Annotated in this window: 11 protein-coding genes and 2 pseudogenes; 9 read left to right on the top strand and 4 right to left on the bottom strand. The window is 64.7% G+C overall.

Translation table 11 applies throughout. The features are described 5' to 3' along the window. Nucleotides 1-145: 145 nt before the first annotated feature. The 9 genes from sppA (at nt 146) to ACFXS9_RS33775 (ending at nt 8,265) form a co-directional block, all read left to right on the top strand. Entirely contained in the window at nt 146-1,126 is a 981-nt protein-coding gene (gene sppA, locus ACFXS9_RS33815; protein ID WP_392696766.1) for a signal peptide peptidase SppA, read from the top strand. A gap of 171 nt (nt 1,127-1,297) precedes the next feature. Beyond that, complete coding sequence (locus ACFXS9_RS33810) at nt 1,298-1,603, top strand: integration host factor subunit beta (RefSeq protein WP_057844774.1); 306 nt, start codon at nt 1,298-1,300, stop codon at nt 1,601-1,603. A 72-nt stretch (nt 1,604-1,675) separates the two neighbouring features. Then, nucleotides 1,676-2,068 (top strand): DUF1049 domain-containing protein, encoded by a 393-nt coding sequence (locus tag ACFXS9_RS33805; RefSeq protein WP_392696763.1) that lies wholly within the window; start codon nt 1,676-1,678, stop codon nt 2,066-2,068. Nucleotides 2,069-2,129: 61 nt separating this feature from the next. Beyond that, on the top strand, nt 2,130-2,789 hold the full coding sequence (locus ACFXS9_RS33800; protein ID WP_392696760.1) for a phosphoribosylanthranilate isomerase: 660 nt from the start codon (nt 2,130-2,132) through the stop codon (nt 2,787-2,789). Beyond that, entirely contained in the window at nt 2,786-4,003 is a 1,218-nt protein-coding gene (gene trpB / locus ACFXS9_RS33795) for a tryptophan synthase subunit beta (RefSeq protein WP_392696757.1), read from the top strand. The genes ACFXS9_RS33800 and trpB overlap by 4 nt, the downstream gene beginning before the upstream one ends. Continuing rightward, nucleotides 4,000-4,836, top strand: a complete 837-nt coding sequence (gene trpA, locus ACFXS9_RS33790) for a tryptophan synthase subunit alpha (RefSeq protein ID WP_392696754.1) — start codon at nt 4,000-4,002, stop codon at nt 4,834-4,836. The genes trpB and trpA overlap by 4 nt, the downstream gene beginning before the upstream one ends. 157 nt (nt 4,837-4,993) lie before the next feature. Continuing rightward, nucleotides 4,994-5,935, top strand: a complete 942-nt coding sequence (accD, locus tag ACFXS9_RS33785) for an acetyl-CoA carboxylase, carboxyltransferase subunit beta (RefSeq protein WP_392696751.1) — start codon at nt 4,994-4,996, stop codon at nt 5,933-5,935. Further along, nucleotides 5,932-7,272 carry a bifunctional folylpolyglutamate synthase/dihydrofolate synthase gene (locus tag ACFXS9_RS33780; RefSeq protein WP_392696749.1) on the top strand — a complete coding sequence of 447 codons (1,341 nt, stop codon included), beginning with the start codon at nt 5,932-5,934 and terminating at the stop codon, nt 7,270-7,272. Before accD ends, ACFXS9_RS33780 begins: the two co-directional genes overlap by 4 nt. A gap of 252 nt (nt 7,273-7,524) precedes the next feature. After that, nucleotides 7,525-8,265 (top strand): metallophosphoesterase family protein, encoded by a 741-nt coding sequence (locus tag ACFXS9_RS33775; protein ID WP_392696747.1) that lies wholly within the window; start codon nt 7,525-7,527, stop codon nt 8,263-8,265. Nucleotides 8,266-8,296: 31 nt separating this feature from the next. On the opposite strand, the pseudogene ACFXS9_RS33770 reads toward ACFXS9_RS33775, so the two are convergent. The 4 genes and pseudogenes from ACFXS9_RS33770 to addB all read right to left on the bottom strand — a co-directional run bounded on the left by ACFXS9_RS33770 (nt 8,297) and on the right by addB (nt 16,504). Beyond that, a pseudogene (locus ACFXS9_RS33770) lies at nt 8,297-9,305 on the bottom strand (ATP-dependent DNA ligase). Between the two features lie 139 nt (nt 9,306-9,444). Further along, nucleotides 9,445-9,765 (bottom strand): thioredoxin, encoded by a 321-nt coding sequence (trxA, locus tag ACFXS9_RS33765; RefSeq protein WP_016847387.1) that lies wholly within the window; start codon nt 9,763-9,765, stop codon nt 9,445-9,447. A 73-nt stretch (nt 9,766-9,838) separates the two neighbouring features. Further along, nucleotides 9,839-13,364: pseudogene (gene addA / locus ACFXS9_RS33760) on the bottom strand (double-strand break repair helicase AddA). Continuing rightward, entirely contained in the window at nt 13,358-16,504 is a 3,147-nt protein-coding gene (addB, locus tag ACFXS9_RS33755; protein ID WP_392696740.1) for a double-strand break repair protein AddB, read from the bottom strand. Before addB ends, addA begins: the two are co-directional and overlap by 7 nt. Nucleotides 16,505-16,543 lie beyond the last annotated feature (39 nt).

Below are 16,543 nucleotides of genomic sequence, written 5' to 3'. Positions count from 1 at the left end.
GCGCTTCGCGATACCTTCTCCCACAGGGGCGAAGCGAAGAAGCCGGGCCTTGCTTTCTTCATATTGCATCGCAATTGGTGTAATCAGGTAACGCTTCGCTCACGCTGCGACTGCAAAACGGGCTGATGTTTTCAGGAGAATTTCGATGTCGCTCGATTCGGACGTGATCGTCGATCGCCGCAGGATCCGCCGGAAGCTGACGTTCTGGCGTATCATGGCTGGCCTGGTGACGATCGCGGCGATCGTCACCGCCGGCGCAATCGCGACAACGAGCGGGCCGGCTGCCCTGGCCCCATCGGGGTCGATCGCGCGTGTCAATATCGAAGGGCTGATCCGCAGCGATCAGAAGCGCGTCGAGGCGCTGGAGCGGCTGGAGAAATCGAGCCATGCTGCGGTTATCGTGCACATCAACTCGCCGGGCGGCACCACGGCCGGCTCCGAGCAGCTCTACGACTCGCTGGTGCGCCTGAAGGCCAAGAAGCCGCTGGTCGTGGTGGTCGAAGGGCTGGCCGCGTCGGGCGGTTACATCTCGGCGATGGCCGCCGATCATATCGTCGCCCGGCAGAGCTCGCTGGTCGGATCGATTGGCGTACTGTTTCAATATCCGAATTTCACCGAGCTGATGAAGACCGTGGGCGTCAAGGTCGAGGAGGTGAAATCCTCGCCGTTAAAGGCCGCGCCCAATGGTTTCGAGCCGACCAGTCCTGAAGCGCGCGCTGCGCTCGACGCGCTGGTGAAGGATTCCTATGCCTGGTTCCGCGGCCTGGTGAGGGAGCGGCGCGGCATGGATGAGGCGCTACTGGAAAAAGTCGCGGACGGACGGGTCTTCACCGGCCGCCAGGCGGTCGAACTGAAACTGGTCGATCAGCTCGGCGATGAAAAAGCAGCCGTTGCATGGCTGGTCGCCGAGAAGAAGATCAAGAAAGATCTGCCGGTGCGGGATTACAAGCTGAATCCGCAGCTTGGCGACCTGACGTTTCTCCGAACGGCGGCTTCCCTCGCGTTCGATGCGCTCGGGTTGAGTTCCATCGCACGCCAGATCGAACAGGCCGGCGTCGCCCAGGCGGTCGATCAGCTCGCGCTCGACGGTATGCTGGCATTGTGGCGCCCCGCAGCCTCCAATTGAGCCGCGGCGGCTGCCCTTTGTGATGTTCTCCCGCATTGCGGGTGTTGTCACAAATCCCTTCCGGGCGGTTTGTCACGCCATTTCGCGATGCCCAAAAGTGAATTAGCGTCTTGACAGTGCAAGGCATTTTCACGGAAATGGAAGTCCGCACGATCCCGGACCCCAACTTCGATGATCAAATCCGAACTTGTTCAGCGCATCGCCGAGCACAACCCGCACCTCTATCAGCGGGATGTGGAGAACATTGTGAACGCGATCCTCGATGAGATCGTCGCTGCCTTGGCGCGCGGCGACCGTGTCGAGCTGCGCGGCTTCGGCGCTTTTTCGGTCAAGCATCGCCCGGCGCGAGCGGGGCGCAATCCGCGCACCGGCGCCCATGTGCCGGTCGACCAGAAGAGCGTCCCGTTCTTCAAGACGGGCAAGGAAATGCGCGAGCGGCTGAACCGCGACAACGGCTCGCCCGAGGCCGGCGCGTAACCGATTTTTGCGATCTGTAGCCGTGTTGCGGGTCCCGTGCCCGCCTTTCTCCATCACCTAAGAGAGATGGTCATGCGAAAGTTCTTCACGGCGCTGGTCGTCATTCCCTTAGGGCTGATCTTCATCGTTTTCGCCGTAGCCAACCGCCATTTCGTGACGGTGTCGTTCGATCCCTTCAATTCGACAGATCCGGCAATAGCGGTGAGCTTGCCGCTGTTTGCGGTGATCATCACAGTGGCCATTCTGGGGGTGGCGGCGGGCGGCATGGCGACCTGGTTCCGCCAACGGCACTGGCGCCGCGCCGCGCGCCAGCATGAGGCGGATGCCCGCCGGGCAAGGGCGGAAGCGGCCGATTTACGGGCCGCGGCGGCGGTTTCGCGGGGCCATCAGCAGCGGCTTCCGGCACCGTCCCAGTATGGCTTCTACGGGGCCGCCGGGCGAGACAAGCAGGGCGCGACGTTGTAGAACCCGCCCCGTCAGCCCCTGTTCCAGCCGGTTAGGGGGCGAAATATGTGCCCGAGAGACCATGTCCCTGCTCGTCAAAATTTGCGGCCTGTCCACGCGTGAGACGCTCGAGGTAGCGCTTGAGGCGGATGCGGACATGGTGGGATTCGTGTTCTTCTCCCCGTCGCCGCGTCACCTCGGCCTTGAGACGGCCCGCGAGCTCGGCCAGCAGGCCAAGGGCCGCGCGGTCAAGGTGGCATTGACCGTCGATGCCGACGACGCGACGCTCGAAAATATCACCGAGACGCTGCAGCCGGACCTGCTGCAACTGCACGGCAAGGAAACCATCGCGCGGGTGCGCGACATCAAGCAAAAATTCGGATTGCCGGTCATGAAGGTGATCGCCGTTGAAACCTCGGCCGATCTCGCCGCGCTGCCGGGCTATGCGAGCGTTGCCGACCGCATCCTGTTCGATGCTCGCGCTCCCAAGGGCGCCACCCGTCCAGGCGGGTTGGGGACGGTGTTCGACTGGCACGTTTTGGAGAAGCTCGATCTCCAATTGCCCTTCATGGTCTCCGGCGGGCTCAGCGCCGACAATGTCGCGGACGCCATTCGCGTTACCCGCGCCGGCGGCGTCGATGTATCCTCGGGCGTGGAAAGTGCGCCCGGTGTCAAGGATCCCGAGCTGATCCGCCATTTCATTCGCGCCGCGCGCGCCACCGAAGAATTGATGGTCCGATGAATCCACGTTTGCCCAATTCATTACGCACCGGTCCCGACGAGCGCGGGCATTTTGGCAATTTCGGCGGCCGCTTCGTCGCGGAAACGCTGATGCCGCTGATCCTCGACCTGGAAAAGGCCTATGCGGCAGCCAAGGCCGATCCGTCGTTCCAGGCCGAGATGAACGGCTATCTCAAGGATTACGTCGGTCGGCCATCACCGCTCTATTTCGCAGAGCGGCTCACCGAGCATCTCGGCGGCGCCAAGATTTATCTGAAGCGCGAAGAGCTGAACCATACCGGCTCGCACAAGGTGAACAACGTGCTCGGCCAGATCATGGTCGCGCGCCGCATGGGCAAGAAGCGCATCATCGCCGAAACCGGTGCCGGCCAGCATGGCGTCGCCACCGCGACGCTGTGCGCGCGCTTTGGTCTCGAATGCGTAGTTTATATGGGCGCGGTGGACGTCGCCCGTCAGGCGCCGAACGTGTTCCGCATGGAGATGTTGGGCGCCAAGGTCGTGCCGGTGCAGTCGGGCACGCGCACGCTGAAGGATGCGATGAACGAGGCGCTGCGCGACTGGGTCACCAACGTGCACAACACTTTCTACTGCATCGGCACGGTGGCGGGGCCGCATCCCTATCCGATGATGGTACGCGACTTCCAGTCGGTGATCGGCGAGGAAACGCGCACGCAGATGCAGGAGGCCGAAGGCCGTTTGCCGGATTCGCTGGTCGCCTGCATCGGCGGTGGCTCCAACGCGATGGGCCTGTTTCATCCGTTCCTCGACGATCCCTCCGTCGAAATTTTCGGCGTCGAGGCGGCCGGTCATGGACTTACGCAACTGCATGCCGCCTCGATCGCCGGCGGCCGGCCCGGCGTTCTCCACGGCAACCGCACCTATTTGCTGATGGACGATGACGGCCAGATCCAGGATGCGCATTCGATCTCGGCGGGCCTCGACTATCCCGGCATCGGCCCGGAGCATTCCTGGCTGCACGAGACCGGCCGCGTCACTTACCTTTCCGCGACCGACGAGGAAGCGCTCGCCGCCTTCATGCTGCTGTCGCGACTGGAAGGCATTCCACCCGCGCTGGAATCTGCGCACGCGATCGCCAAGGTCACGGAGCTCGCGCCGAAGCGGCCGAAGGACCATCTGATGGTGGTCAACCTTTCCGGCCGTGGCGACAAGGACATTCCGCAGATCACGGAGATCTTGAAAGGCAGGAAGCAGTGACCACCCGCATCGACGCACGCTTTGCCGAGCTCGCAAAAGAAGGCCGCTCGGCGTTTGTCACCTTCCTGATGGCCGGCGATCCCGATCCCGCGACCTCGCTCGACATCATCAAGGCGCTGCCCAAGGCGGGCGCCGATATCATCGAAATCGGCATGCCCTTTACCGATCCGATGGCGGACGGACCGTTGATCCAGGCCGCGGGCTTGCGCGCGCTCAAGGGCGGCATGACCCTGCGGAAGACGCTCGATATGGTGCGCGGCTTCCGCAAGGAGGACACCACCACGCCGCTGGTGCTGATGGGCTACTACAATCCGATCTATATTTATGGGGTCGACAAGTTCCTCGCCGACGCCAAGACCGCCGGCGTCGATGGCCTCATCATCGTCGACCTGCCCCCGGAGGAGGACGATGAGCTTTGCATTCCCGCGCTGAAGGCCGGGCTCAACTTCATCCGCCTGGCGACACCTACGACCGACGACAAACGCCTGCCCGCCGTGCTCGCGAACACCTCCGGCTTTGTCTATTACGTCTCGATCACCGGCATCACGGGCGCTGCGGCGGCCGATTCGAAGGTGGTCGGCGATGCGGTGGCCCGTATCAAGCGCCACACCAAGCTTCCGGTGTGCGTCGGCTTCGGCATCCGCACCCCGCAGGCGGCGCGCGCGATTGCCGAGAAGGCCAATGGCGCCGTGGTCGGCACCGCCCTGGTCGATGCGTTGCGCGACAGCCTCGACACCCAGGGGCGGGCGACCACCAAGACCGTGGCCGCGGTGGCCGATCTCGTGGCGTCGCTGGCGCAGGGCGTCCGGGGCGCGAAGCAGGCTGCGGAATAAGCCACAATTTGCGTGGAAATAGGCGTGGCATGATCCGGAAAAGCGGAGACCGGCTTTCCGAAAAGATCATGCCCAAACCAGTAGGCGGCGGCTTGCCGGGTCCAGGCCAGGCCGCCATATATTCCATCAATGCGTTCAACCGCATTCGGAGCGAACCATGAATTGGCTCACCAATGTCGTCCGGCCCAAAATCCGCAGCATCCTGCGCCGCGAGACGCCGGAGAATCTGTGGATCAAGTGCCCGGATTCCGGGCAGCTCGTGTTTTACAAGGACGTCGAGGCAAACCAGTTCGTCATTCCCGGCTCGAACTACCACATGCGCATGGGCGCGGTGGCGCGGCTGAAGTCGATCTTCGACAACGAGACCTGGTACGACATCGCGCTGCCCGAAGTGACGGCGGACCCGCTGAAGTTCCGTGACGAACGCAAATACGCCGACCGCATCAGGGACGCCCGCGCCAAGACCGGACTGAACGACGCCATCAAGGTTGGCTACGGCAAGCTGGAGGGCGCCGGCGTCGTCATCGCGGTGCAGGATTTCGATTTCATGGGCGGCTCGCTGGGCATGGCCGCGGGCGAAGCGATCGTGCGCGGGCTCGAGCTTGCGGTGGAGAAGAAGTCGCCGTTCATCGTATTTGCGGCCTCGGGCGGCGCACGCATGCAGGAAGGCATCCTGTCGCTGATGCAGATGCCGCGCACCACCGTCGGCGTACAGATGCTGCGGGAAGCCAAGCTGCCCTACATCGTGGTGCTGACCAATCCGACCACCGGCGGCGTGACCGCATCCTACGCCATGCTGGGCGACGTGCAGATCGCCGAACCCGGCGCGCTGATCGGTTTTGCCGGCGCGCGCGTGATCGAGCAGACCATCCGTGAAAAATTGCCGGAAGGGTTCCAACGCGCCGAATATCTGCTCGACCACGGCATGATCGACATGGTCGTGCATCGCCACGAGATGCGTTCGACGCTGGCGCGGCTATGCCGGCTCCTGACCAAATCGCCGCCGCCTGACGTCGCCTCAAAGCCTTTGCCTGAGGTCACAGACCCGGCCCAGATCGTCTCGGCCCCGGAAGCGGTGCCGGCTGCGCCCCACGCGTGAGTCTGCCTGCCGCCAGATCCCAGCCGCTCGGTGAACTGATCGCGCGGCTGGCTGCCTTGCATCCGAAGCGCATCGATCTCAACCTTGATCGGATGCACGGCCTGCTGGCGCGGCTCGATCATCCGGAGCGGTTGTTGCCGCCGGTGATCCATGTCGCCGGCACCAATGGCAAGGGCTCCACCATCGCTTATCTGCGCGCGATCCTGGAGGCTGCAGGCCTGCGCGTGCATGTCTACACCTCGCCCTATCTGGTCAGGATCAACGAATGCTTCCGCCTGGGCGAGAAGGGCGGCGGCCGACTGGCTGATGATGCCGAGTTGCGCCGGGTGCTGGAGTATTGCGAGCAAGTCAACGCGGGCGATCCGATCACGATTTTCGAGATGGAAACCGTGGCGGCGCTCTGCCTGTTCGCGGAGCACGACGCCGATGTCGTGCTGCTGGAAACCGGGCTCGGCGGAAGACTCGACGCCACCAACGTCATCGACCGGCCGGCCGCGACCGTGATCGCGCCAGTCAGCATGGATCATACCGAGTTTCTCGGTAACACGCTGACCGCGATCGCCGGCGAGAAGGCCGCCATCATCAAGCGCGGTGCGCCGGTGATCTGCGCGGAGCAGGCGCCGGAGGCGATGGCGGTGATCGAGGCGCAGGCCGACCGCATGCGCGCGCCGTTGCATGCTGCCGGGCAGCAATGGCATGTCGGTGTCGAGCGCGGGCGGCTGGTCTATCAGGACGAGCGCGGCCTGATGGATCTTGCGGCGCCAAAGCTGTTCGGGCGGCATCAATTCGACAATGCCGGCCTTGCCATCGCCACGCTGCGCGCGATCGAGGTATTCAGGATCGGAATGGCGGCGTTCGAGGCCGGCATCGTTGGCGCAGAATGGCCGGCGCGGATGCAGCGGCTGGTCTCGGGCGCACTGGTCGATCAGGGGCCGAAGGGCTGCGAGATCTGGCTCGATGGCGGACACAATGCGGAAGGCGGCCGCGTCGCTGCGGCCGCGCTAGGCGATCTCGAAGAGCGGGTGTCGCGGCCCCTGGTGGTGATCGCGGGCATGATGGCGAACAAGGATGCCGGCGCGTTTCTCGCCAATTTCGCAGGACTGACGCGGCACATCGTGGCGGTGCCGATCCCCGGACGCGACAATGCGATGACGCCGGACCGGCTGGCGGATGCGGCGCGCGCGCTCGGCATGCGCGTGGAAAATGCTGCAAGCGTCGACGCCGCGCTGCACGCGCTCTCGCGTCTCGCCTACGAAGTGCCGCCGCGGATTCTGGTCACCGGCTCGCTCTATCTCGTCGGCCATGTGCTTGCCATCAACGGCACACCGCCGGCATAGCATTCCCCAAAATTAAATGACCGCTGGAATCGCTTCCAGCGGCCGCCCGGGAAAAATATCGATTGCATAATGAAACTAGCCAGCCCCGGTCTTTGCAAAGACTAGCCAAGACGCCTGAGAGCTGCGAGTCGGAACCTTCGTTCCGCAATAGGAAGTAAGGATAATGTTGCAGGCCGGCTTCACCCAAATGAGGTAAATGGCGCAGCATCGTTCTTGCAGGGCCGTACGACAATCATCAAAGCTGGAATCGCCATGCGTTTTGCTGCCATTGCCGACGTGCACGGAAACTATCTCGCGCTGGAAGCCGTGCTGGCCGACATCCGCGCACTGGGCATTGGCGAAATCGTCAATCTCGGCGACATGGCGAGCGGACCGCTCGACGCGCGACGCACCATGGATGCGCTGATGGCGCTCGACGCCGTTCACGTACTAGGCAATCACGATCGGTATCTGATCGACCGGCCTCCGGAGAAGATGGGATCATGGGACCGGCCGGCGCACGCGCAGCTCGAAGAGCGCCATCTCGATTGGCTGCGCGCGGTGCCGAAGACGGCCGTGTTTCGCGATCGGGTCTTCCTCTGCCATGCAACGCCCGAGCATGACGAGGTCTATTGGCTGGAAACGGTGTCGCCCGACGGCACCGTGCGAATGTCATCGCTGGATAAAATCGAGGAGCGCGCGCGGGGCGTCACGCAGTCCCTGATCCTCTGTGCGCACACCCATCTTGCCCGCGCGGTCAGGCTTCGCGATGGCCGATTGATCGTCAACCCCGGCAGCGTCGGCTCGCCCGGCTATCGCGACGTGCATCCCTTTCCGCATGTCGTCGAAGCCGGCACGCCGGATGCGCGTTATGCGATCCTCGAGCTTGCTGACGGCACCTGGCGCGTCACGTTTCGGCATGTGCCGTATGATCACGGCGCGATGGCCGCGCTCGCGCAACAGAACGGTCACGCCGAGCTCGCCAGCGCGCTAGCGACAGGATGGATCAGATAGCTCCGAAACCGGCACCGGTGCTGCGCCCGCTTCACTTCAGCAGCTTCATCGGGTCGGCAGCTTTCTGCTTGAGTTGATCGAAGGTGCATCGCCGCGGCGCCTTGTCGGGCCGCCAGCGCAAGATCGAGGTGCCGTGGCGGAATCGCTCGCCACTGAAATGATCGTAGCAGACCTCGATCACGAGTCTTGGCTTCAGCGGGCACCACTTTGCCGATCGCTCGGTCGACCATCGGCTCGGGCCGCCCGGCGCGTTGCCGGTGAAGCCGGGAGGCGCGATCAGCGGCTCGAGCCGATATGTCAGCGTTGGCTTATCCGCCTGCTTGATCGCGGAGGTGAAGCCGACGTGATGCAGAAGCCCCTTATCATCGTAGAGACCGAGCAGCAGCGAGCCGACGACTTTCCGGCTCGCGATTCTGTTGGTGGCGTAACGGAAGCCGCCGACGACGCAATCGGCGCTGCGGAATTTCTTGATCTTCTGCATGCCGTCGCGGTTGCCGGCCTGATAGGGCAGGTCGACGCGCTTAGCGATGACGCCATCTGAACCGCCGCCGGCTTGCTTCAGCCATTTCTGGGCGGTGATGTAGCTCGTGGTGACCGGCGACAGACGAAATGTCGAACTGGATCTGAACTGCGCTTTCGCAAAGGCTTCCAGCGCCGGCCGGCGTATCCGCAACGGCGATGCGGCGAGCTTCTTGTCCGCGGCGGTCTTCAGCAGGTCGAACGCGAGAAACAGCGCCGGCGTCTCCTGCCAGCTTTTTGACCCGGCTCGCGGCGGGATGAATCCGCTGCAGCAGATCGTCGAACGAAAATGCTCTTCCGCGTGGCACGACGATTTCGCCGTCGAGCAGGAAGCTGGTCGCCTTCAATGCAAGCGCTGAGCGAACCAATTCGGGAAAGTAACGGGCGAGATCCTCGCCGGCCTTGGAGCGAAGGTCGACCAGATCCCTCTCGCGGGACAGCAGGCAGCGAAAGCCGTCCCATTTCGGCTCGTATTGCCATTCCGCGCCGCGCGGGATGACATCGACCGAGCGCGCCTCCATTGCCGCCAGCGGGGCGGGGCGCCGGCGAGCCTTGCCAGGTGGCAGGCCGAGGTACTCTTCAACACGAGACATGCCGTCTCAACGCAAACGGCCGGCAATTTGCCGGCCGTCGTCAAAAATTATTGCCTCAAGACGGCGATCAAACTGCCGCAGTGATCCACTGCTGCAGCTTCGCCTTCGGCGCGGCGCCGACCTGGCGGGAGGCCATCTCGCCGCCCTTGAAGATCATCAGGGTCGGGATCGACATCACGCCGTATTTGGAGGCCGTCTTCGGGCTCTCGTCGACGTTCAGCTTCACGATCTTGACCTTGTCGCCCATCGCGCCGGAAATCTCGTCGAGCGCAGGCGCAATCATGCGACAGGGGCCGCACCATTCGGCCCAGAAATCGACGACCACCGGCCCGGTCGCCTTGAGCACTTCGGCTTCGAAATCGGCGTCAGAAACCTTGCCAACGGCCATGGGAATTACCTCGTTTTGGTTAGAAATTAAGGGGCGCGGTCAAGAATCGCGCCCCGGGTATCATGTGGCAAACCTATGAACGCGATCCTGCCGGGTCAAGCGCGGTCACGCCGAGATGATGGATGCCAGCTCGGCCTCCAGCGCTGGAGCTGAAATCTCCATTAATTCAGAGGTTTCGGTCCAGAGCAGCGCGGCTCGAATCGGCCGCTGGGGATAAAGCCTGGCCAACACCGCCCGGTACAGCGCGAGTTGGCGGACATAGCCCTTTGGCGCTTCCTCGGGCCGGCTCGGCGGGGCGTGGTTGGTCTTGAAATCGACGATCAGGACCTCGCGCTCGGTCACCACGAGGCGGTCGATCTGGCCGGATACCAGCGCCGGCCGGCCGCCCGGCCGCTCCAGCCGCCCGACGATCGAGACTTCGGCGCGGCTTCCGGGGGCGAAAGCGTGCGCAAACCGTGCATCGGCGATCAAGGCGAGCGTGCTTTCAGCCAGCACCTGCCGCTCCTCATCGGTCCAGCCATCGGCATTGCGGGCCAGATAGGCCAGCGCGGCCTCGCGGCGGCGCTCGGCGGCGACATCGGGCAGCGACTGCAGAAGCCGGTGCACCAATGTGCCGCGCTGCAAGGCGCGGGCGCGCTGTGTGAGCGACTCCGCCGTCCGGACCGGGTGGCTGTCGCTGTCAGCGGGGTCCGAAGGCCGCAACAGACTTTCCGGGGAAATTTCAGGCTGTGCTGGCGTCAGCAGCCAGGTGGGCAACGCGATCGGCGCCGCCGGGGATGACGCAGCAGGCGGAGCGGCCGACGGTGCGGACTCCTCGGGCCGCGTATAGCGCTTTACCCGGCCTATGGCGGTCTCGATCTCCTGAAGCTGCAAGGCGGAGCCGTCGAGCCCCTTGGTGATCAGATCGTACCAGGACAGCGGCCGGACACTCTTCATGTTGCCGGGCATGCAGCCGCCGACGATCAGGCGGTCCGCTGCGCGCGTCATCGCGACATAGAGCAGGCGGCGGTATTCATCCTCGGTATCGCCGATCATCGCGGCGCGGGCGGCGACGACGGCCGGAGGATCTTCGGCCTTGCGGCCGGCCCACACCACCACACCGGGCGCATGCGGATCGGCATTGCCCAGCGGCAGGTTGATGAGCTTCAGCCGCTGCGTGTCCGAGGGCGACGTCGTGGTGTCCACCAGGAACACGACGGACGCTTCCAGGCCCTTGGCACCATGCACGGTCATGACGCGGACCTCGTCGCGCGAGATCTCCATGTCGCGCTTTACTTCGAGATCGGCAGTGCGCAACCAGGCCATGAAACCCTGCAGCGAAGCCGGCGCCTTGCGTTCATAGCTCAGCGCCAGCTCCAGAAACTCATCCAGCGCGTCGTTCGCCTCGTGCCCAAGCCGCCGCAGGATTCGCGCGCGGCCGCCATCGCCGCCGAGCAGCCAGGCATAGAACGCAAACGGCGTTTCGCTGGCAAAGCGGCGCTCGCACTGTTCGAGCCGCCACAGCGCATCCCTCAGCCGGCCATCAGCCGCGGCGCGCGCGGTCAATGCGGCGCGCAACGATCCCTTGCGCTGCCAGGCGATCTTGAACAGGTCGTCATCGTCGAGCCCGAACAACGGGCTCTTCAGCGCCACTGCCAGCGCCAGATCGTCCTGCGGCAGCAGCAGCGCGTCGGCCAGGTTCATCAGGTCGATGATCGCGATGTGCTCGGTGAGCTTGAGGCGGTCGGCGCCCGCGACCGGGATGCCGGCGTGCTTCAGCGCCTGGATCACGGCGTCAAACGCGTTGCCGCGCCGCCGCACCAAGACCAGCATGTCGCCATAGCGCAGCGGGCGGCGGTCGTTCTTGCTGCCGGTCATCGCACCGCTGCCGACCAGCGCCTTGATCTCGGCCTGGATGCGCCGGGCCAGCTTCACTTCGGGGCTGGTCGCGGAGACGCCGTCGAACGGCGCGCGCCAGCCCTCGATATCCTGCCGGTCATCGGCTTCCGCCAGCTCCCAGAGATCGATCTGGCCCGGACCTGCATCGGCCAGCGCGTGATGGATCGGGTTGCCGATATCGACCGCGTGAATGCTGCGATAGATATCCTGCTCGCGGAACACCTGATCGACCGCGTGAAGGATCTCCGGTCCGGAGCGGAACGAATAGGTGAAGGATACCGGATCGAACTTCAGCCCGGCGCCCTCGAACTTCCGTTGCAAGGCGCGACGGCGCAGGTCGAATTCGCGCGGGGCCGCGCCCTGGAACGAGAAGATCGACTGCTTCTCGTCGCCGACCGCGAACACCGTTCGCACCACGCCGTCGCGCGCGCCGGCACCCGAAGTGAACTCGGAGATGATGTGCGCGACGATGTCCCATTGCCGCGGGCTGGTGTCCTGCGCCTCGTCGATCAGCACATGGTCGACGCCGCGGTCGAGCTTGTAATGCACCCAGCCCGAGGAAACGCGGTCGAGCATTTCCAGCGTCTTGTCGATCAGGTCGTCATAGTCGAGCAGGCCGCGCTCCTGCTTCTCGCGGCGGTAGTTCGCCGCTGCAGCGGTTGCGATATATAGCAGCGCCTCGGTACGGTCGCGTGCCACCAATGCGCGGCGACGTTCGATCAGGGGAAGGACGCGGCCGACTTCCGAATCGAACAATCGACCAACCGCAGGATTCTTTTGACAAAGCTGTTGGTGACGACCGTTGCTCTTGGCGTGCGTTCATCGGTGAGAAATAATCCGAGATACGCGTCAACCTGGGCAGCCCCGGTAAATGCCAGCGCCTCACGAAGTCGGTCAGCCTGTTTCTGGTCGGCTTTACTGCTGGTATCCAGAACCAGGGCGATTTCCTGCCATTGCGATCGCGGCAGGTTGGGTCCTTCAACGATCTCACGCTCGACGTCTTCAATGCGATCATTGGGACCGACGCCAAGTGCCGCTGAAATCTGCGCTGCGGCCGCTTGCGCGCTGCCGGCGGCATCCGTCCAGGCCATGAAATGATCGCGGCTGAGACAGGCCTCGCGCACGACGTCCTTGAAGGTGACGTCGGCAGCACTCGCCATCGCCGTCATCAGCGCGCGCCCGGTCGCGCTGTCAGGGTTGCGCGACGCCTCGAGGAAGACGGCGAGATTGGCACGCTCCATCATCTCGTTCTGGTCGCGCTCGTCGAGCACGGCGAACCGCGCCGGCACATTGGCCTCGAACGGGAACTGCTGCAGCAGCCGCGTGCACAGCGCGTGGATGGTCTGCACCTTCAGCCCGCCCGGCGTCTCCAGCGCGCAGGCGAACAGTTTGCGCGCCGACTTGCGCAGACGTGCGCTGGGATGGGGAATGCCGGCCTCGCGAATCGCCGCATCCAGTGCATCGTCGTCGAGCGTCACCCAATGGCCCAGCGTGGTGAACACGCGCTCCGCCATGTTGGCGGCGGCGGCTTTCGTGAAGGTGATGCAAAGAATTTTCTCGGGCGGCACGCCATCGAGCAGCAGCCGGATCACCCGCTGCACCAGCACATGCGTCTTGCCCGACCCCGCATTCGCCGAAACGAAGGCGGACGCGGCCGGATCGGACGCACGCGCTTGCGTCGCGCGAACGGCGTCGGGGATGATGCGGGCAGCTTTCACCATTCCTCGATCCCCAGCCCGCCGGCCGCTGACCATTCCTTGATGCGGGCGAGGTCGTCATAGGCGCCATAACGGTTCGACCACATCGACAGGTTCAGAGAGGTATAGGCGGTTTCCACGTTCTCGAATTTGCGGATCAGCGCCTCGAGCTGTTCGCGCGCGTAGTCGGCCGCTTCGTCCGGCCGCTGCGGCGTATCGTTGTTCCTGATCTTCAGTTCCAGCGAGCGCTGTTCGCCGGGCGGATTGTTGCCGCTGAGCCTGACATAGACGAGTTCGCCGACGGATGAGCCGGCGCGGATATTCTCAAACCCGCCCTCGCGCAGGATCGCGGCCTCCAGCGTCAGTTGCGGCGACAGGCCCATCCGCACCTGCTTGCCGGTCGGCGGCTGTCCGGTCTTATAGTCGAGGATCGCAAAGCTGCCGTCATGGCGCTGCTCGATCCGGTCGGCGCGCGCGGACAGCGTGAAGATGCGCTCGTTGTCGAGCGGAATCTTGATCTCGCCCCTGATCTCGGCGGCAATCTTCTCGATATGGTCGCGCCGCGCCTTTTCCCATTCCGCAAACCAGGCGGCGATGCGCTGGAACCGCGGCCACCACAAGGCGCGCGCCTCCGGCCGCTCCATCAATGGCGCGAAATATTTCTCGCCGATGCCGCGCAGCGCCAGCGCGGGCTCTGGCGGAAGCGCGTCGGCGAATACTTGCGTGAATTCGCCGAGCGCGTCATGGATCGCCGAGCCGCGGTCGGCCGCCGACAATGGCATGTCGACGGGATCGAGCGGATCGAGGCGCAAGATATATTTCGCATAGATCGTATAGGGATCGCGCAGCCAGTCCTCGATCGCGGTGACCGACAGCTTGAGCGGCCGCGTCTCGACCGGCGGCTTCGGCGCGGGCTGCTCGATCGGCTTGACCTCGTCGGGCTGATCCAGTTCGGCGGCGAAGCGGACGTAATTTTCTCCGGCCCTTTTGGCTTCCTCCCAGCGCGCTTCGCCCGCCACCGCCTCCAGGCGGTGCAGGAAGCGCGAGGCGACCGCCGGCGCGCCGCCGACTTTTGCCGAATGGGCGAGAATCACATCTGGCGTGCCCAGCAATTGCGCGAAATCGTGCGCGGAGAGGCCGATGCGCCGCTCCGGCAGGTCGAGGCCGAGTTCATGGCGCATCGGCCGGCTGAGCCACGGATCGACCCGCGGCGCCGGCGGCCACACGCCTTCGACCAGCCCGCCAAGGACGACGCGGTCGGATTCGGTCAGCCGCGCTTCGAGCTGGCCGTAGATCTGGAGCTGCGCGTCGGCGGATTCCGGACGCCGCACCATGCGGTCGGCATAGGCAGTTTGGAACACATCGGGGTAATCGCCGAGCTGGACCATCAGGCCGCTCGGCTTTTGCTCGGCCAGCAGTTCGTCGAACGCCGCTGACAATGCCGAGCCCTGCGCCTCCTCGAAGACGACCGCAATGCCGTTTTGATCCGAGGACAGCGCGATCAGCGTTTCACGATGGCGCAGCGCCAGTTCGGCGAAATCGTACGGCTTTGATGAGCCCATGATTTCCAGCGGCGACAGCGCCTTCTGCAACGCCGCGATCAGCACCTGGGCCTGATCGAGTTCGTCATCCCTTAGTTTCGCGCGTGGCTCCGAGGCGTGAAGCGAGGAGGTTTCCTTGCGCCGGAGTTTTCCGAGTTCGACGCGGAAGCGATCGAAGTCGCGCGCCAGGCCGGCCGTTCCTGCCTGCGGCCGGGTGCCGCGCAGCAGCGCCAGTTCGAGGGTCTCGACGGCGTGCTTGAACGCGCCGAATGCGCCACCAAGCCGAAACAGCGGATGCTTCAGCAGCGCCAGCAGCGTCGGAGGCTCCAGCCCCTGGGCGGCGGCTTCTGCGGCGAGGCGGGCAAAAATGCCGCTTGGCGTATCCATCAGCGCGTCGCCGCCGGAATCGTCGAATTCGAGATTCCAGCGCCTCAGCGCCGCCATCACCCGACGCGCCAGCGCGCGGTCCGGCGTTACCAGCGCGGCTGATTTACCGAGGTGTCGCGCCTCGCGCATCGCCACCGCGATCGCCAGCGCTTCCATCTCCGAATTGGGCGCTTCGACGACGGCGAGATTTGCCATGCCGGCCGCGATCCTCGCAGACACCTCCGACTGTGCCAGCCGGTCATGCCATTGCTCGGTCGCCGTCGACGGGCGCATCGTCTCCGATACCAGCACTTCGCGGCCCTGCTGCGCCGGCGTGCCGAGAATTTCGACGTCGCTTCGCTTGATGCCGAAGCGATCCAGCAATCCCTGCATCGCGAATTGCGGGTGGTTCGAGGAGGGCTGCGTGGTGAATTTGCCCTGCGCGTCCCTGACGCCGCCAATCGTCTGCCAGGCCTCCTCGTCGAGATCAGTGTCGAGTCCCGGCAGCACCACCGCGCCCTGCTTCAGGTGGGCTACGGCATTGAGGAATTTTGCGGTTGCCGGCATCGAACCGGTCGAACCTGCCGCAACCACCGGTCCTTCATGATGCGCGGTCAGGCGCGCGGCTTCCGCGTCGATCAGGCGGTCGCGCCGTTCTGCGGGCTCGATCCGGCCGATTTCCTTTAAGTGCTCGGGCCATGCCTTGCGCGCGATGCGCAGGAACTCCAGCGAGTGCTGCCAATATTTGTCGAACTGGTCGGGCACCAGCCGGTCGAGCGCTTCCCAGGCGACGCCGCGCGTCACCATGTCGTCCATCAGCCGCGCCAGGTCGCCGGCCAGCGCCAGCGTCGAGGCCGGGCCGCCGACCACGAGCGGCGCCGACACCGGGCTTTTTGCCCATGCCGCAACCAGATGCGCCAGTGTCAGGCGGCGCTCCAGTTCGCCAAGTTTTGGCGGAACGTCGAGCGGCGCGACGCCGCTGAATTGTTCGGAACCTTCGGCAAACGCCAGCTCGTCCTCGTCGATGTCGCCGAGGGCTACGATGCGCGGCAGGATCGCGGCATCGGTCTTCAGCTCATCGAGAAAAATCTCCCGCGCCAGCCGCCCGGCACGCCGGGTCGGCAGGTAGAGCGTTGCCGTTGCGAGATTCAGCGGATCCTTTCGCGCCTCGAATCCCTCGACGAGCCGGCCGTCGACCAGCGCCGCGATGACGGTGCGCAGGAACGGTGCGGAGACGGAAACGCTGAAAACGCGCATGGGCTTCCTGATTCGAGATCAGGGGCCAATATAGGGAGG

Source organism: Bradyrhizobium sp. RDI18 (assembly GCF_043203335.1).
GTDB lineage: Bacteria > Pseudomonadota > Alphaproteobacteria > Rhizobiales > Xanthobacteraceae > Bradyrhizobium > Bradyrhizobium retamae.
This window is presented reverse-complemented; position numbering and strand designations above follow the sequence as displayed.

Bases quoted from the DNA above. Each gene is read 5' to 3' on its own strand.
- sppA (WP_392696766.1), top strand. From the start codon at position 146: ATGTCGCTCGATTCGGACGTGATCGTCGATCGCCGCAGGATCCGCCGG.
- addB (WP_392696740.1), bottom strand. From the start codon at position 16,504: ATGCGCGTTTTCAGCGTTTCCGTCTCCGCACCGTTCCTGCGCACCGTC.
- ACFXS9_RS33810 (WP_057844774.1), top strand. From the start codon at position 1,298: ATGATCAAATCCGAACTTGTTCAGCGCATCGCCGAGCACAACCCGCAC.
- ACFXS9_RS33775 (WP_392696747.1), top strand. From the start codon at position 7,525: ATGCGTTTTGCTGCCATTGCCGACGTGCACGGAAACTATCTCGCGCTG.
- ACFXS9_RS33805 (WP_392696763.1), top strand. From the start codon at position 1,676: ATGCGAAAGTTCTTCACGGCGCTGGTCGTCATTCCCTTAGGGCTGATC.
- ACFXS9_RS33800 (WP_392696760.1), top strand. From the start codon at position 2,130: ATGTCCCTGCTCGTCAAAATTTGCGGCCTGTCCACGCGTGAGACGCTC.
- trpB (WP_392696757.1), top strand. From the start codon at position 2,786: ATGAATCCACGTTTGCCCAATTCATTACGCACCGGTCCCGACGAGCGC.
- accD (WP_392696751.1), top strand. From the start codon at position 4,994: ATGAATTGGCTCACCAATGTCGTCCGGCCCAAAATCCGCAGCATCCTG.
- trxA (WP_016847387.1), bottom strand. From the start codon at position 9,765: ATGGCCGTTGGCAAGGTTTCTGACGCCGATTTCGAAGCCGAAGTGCTC.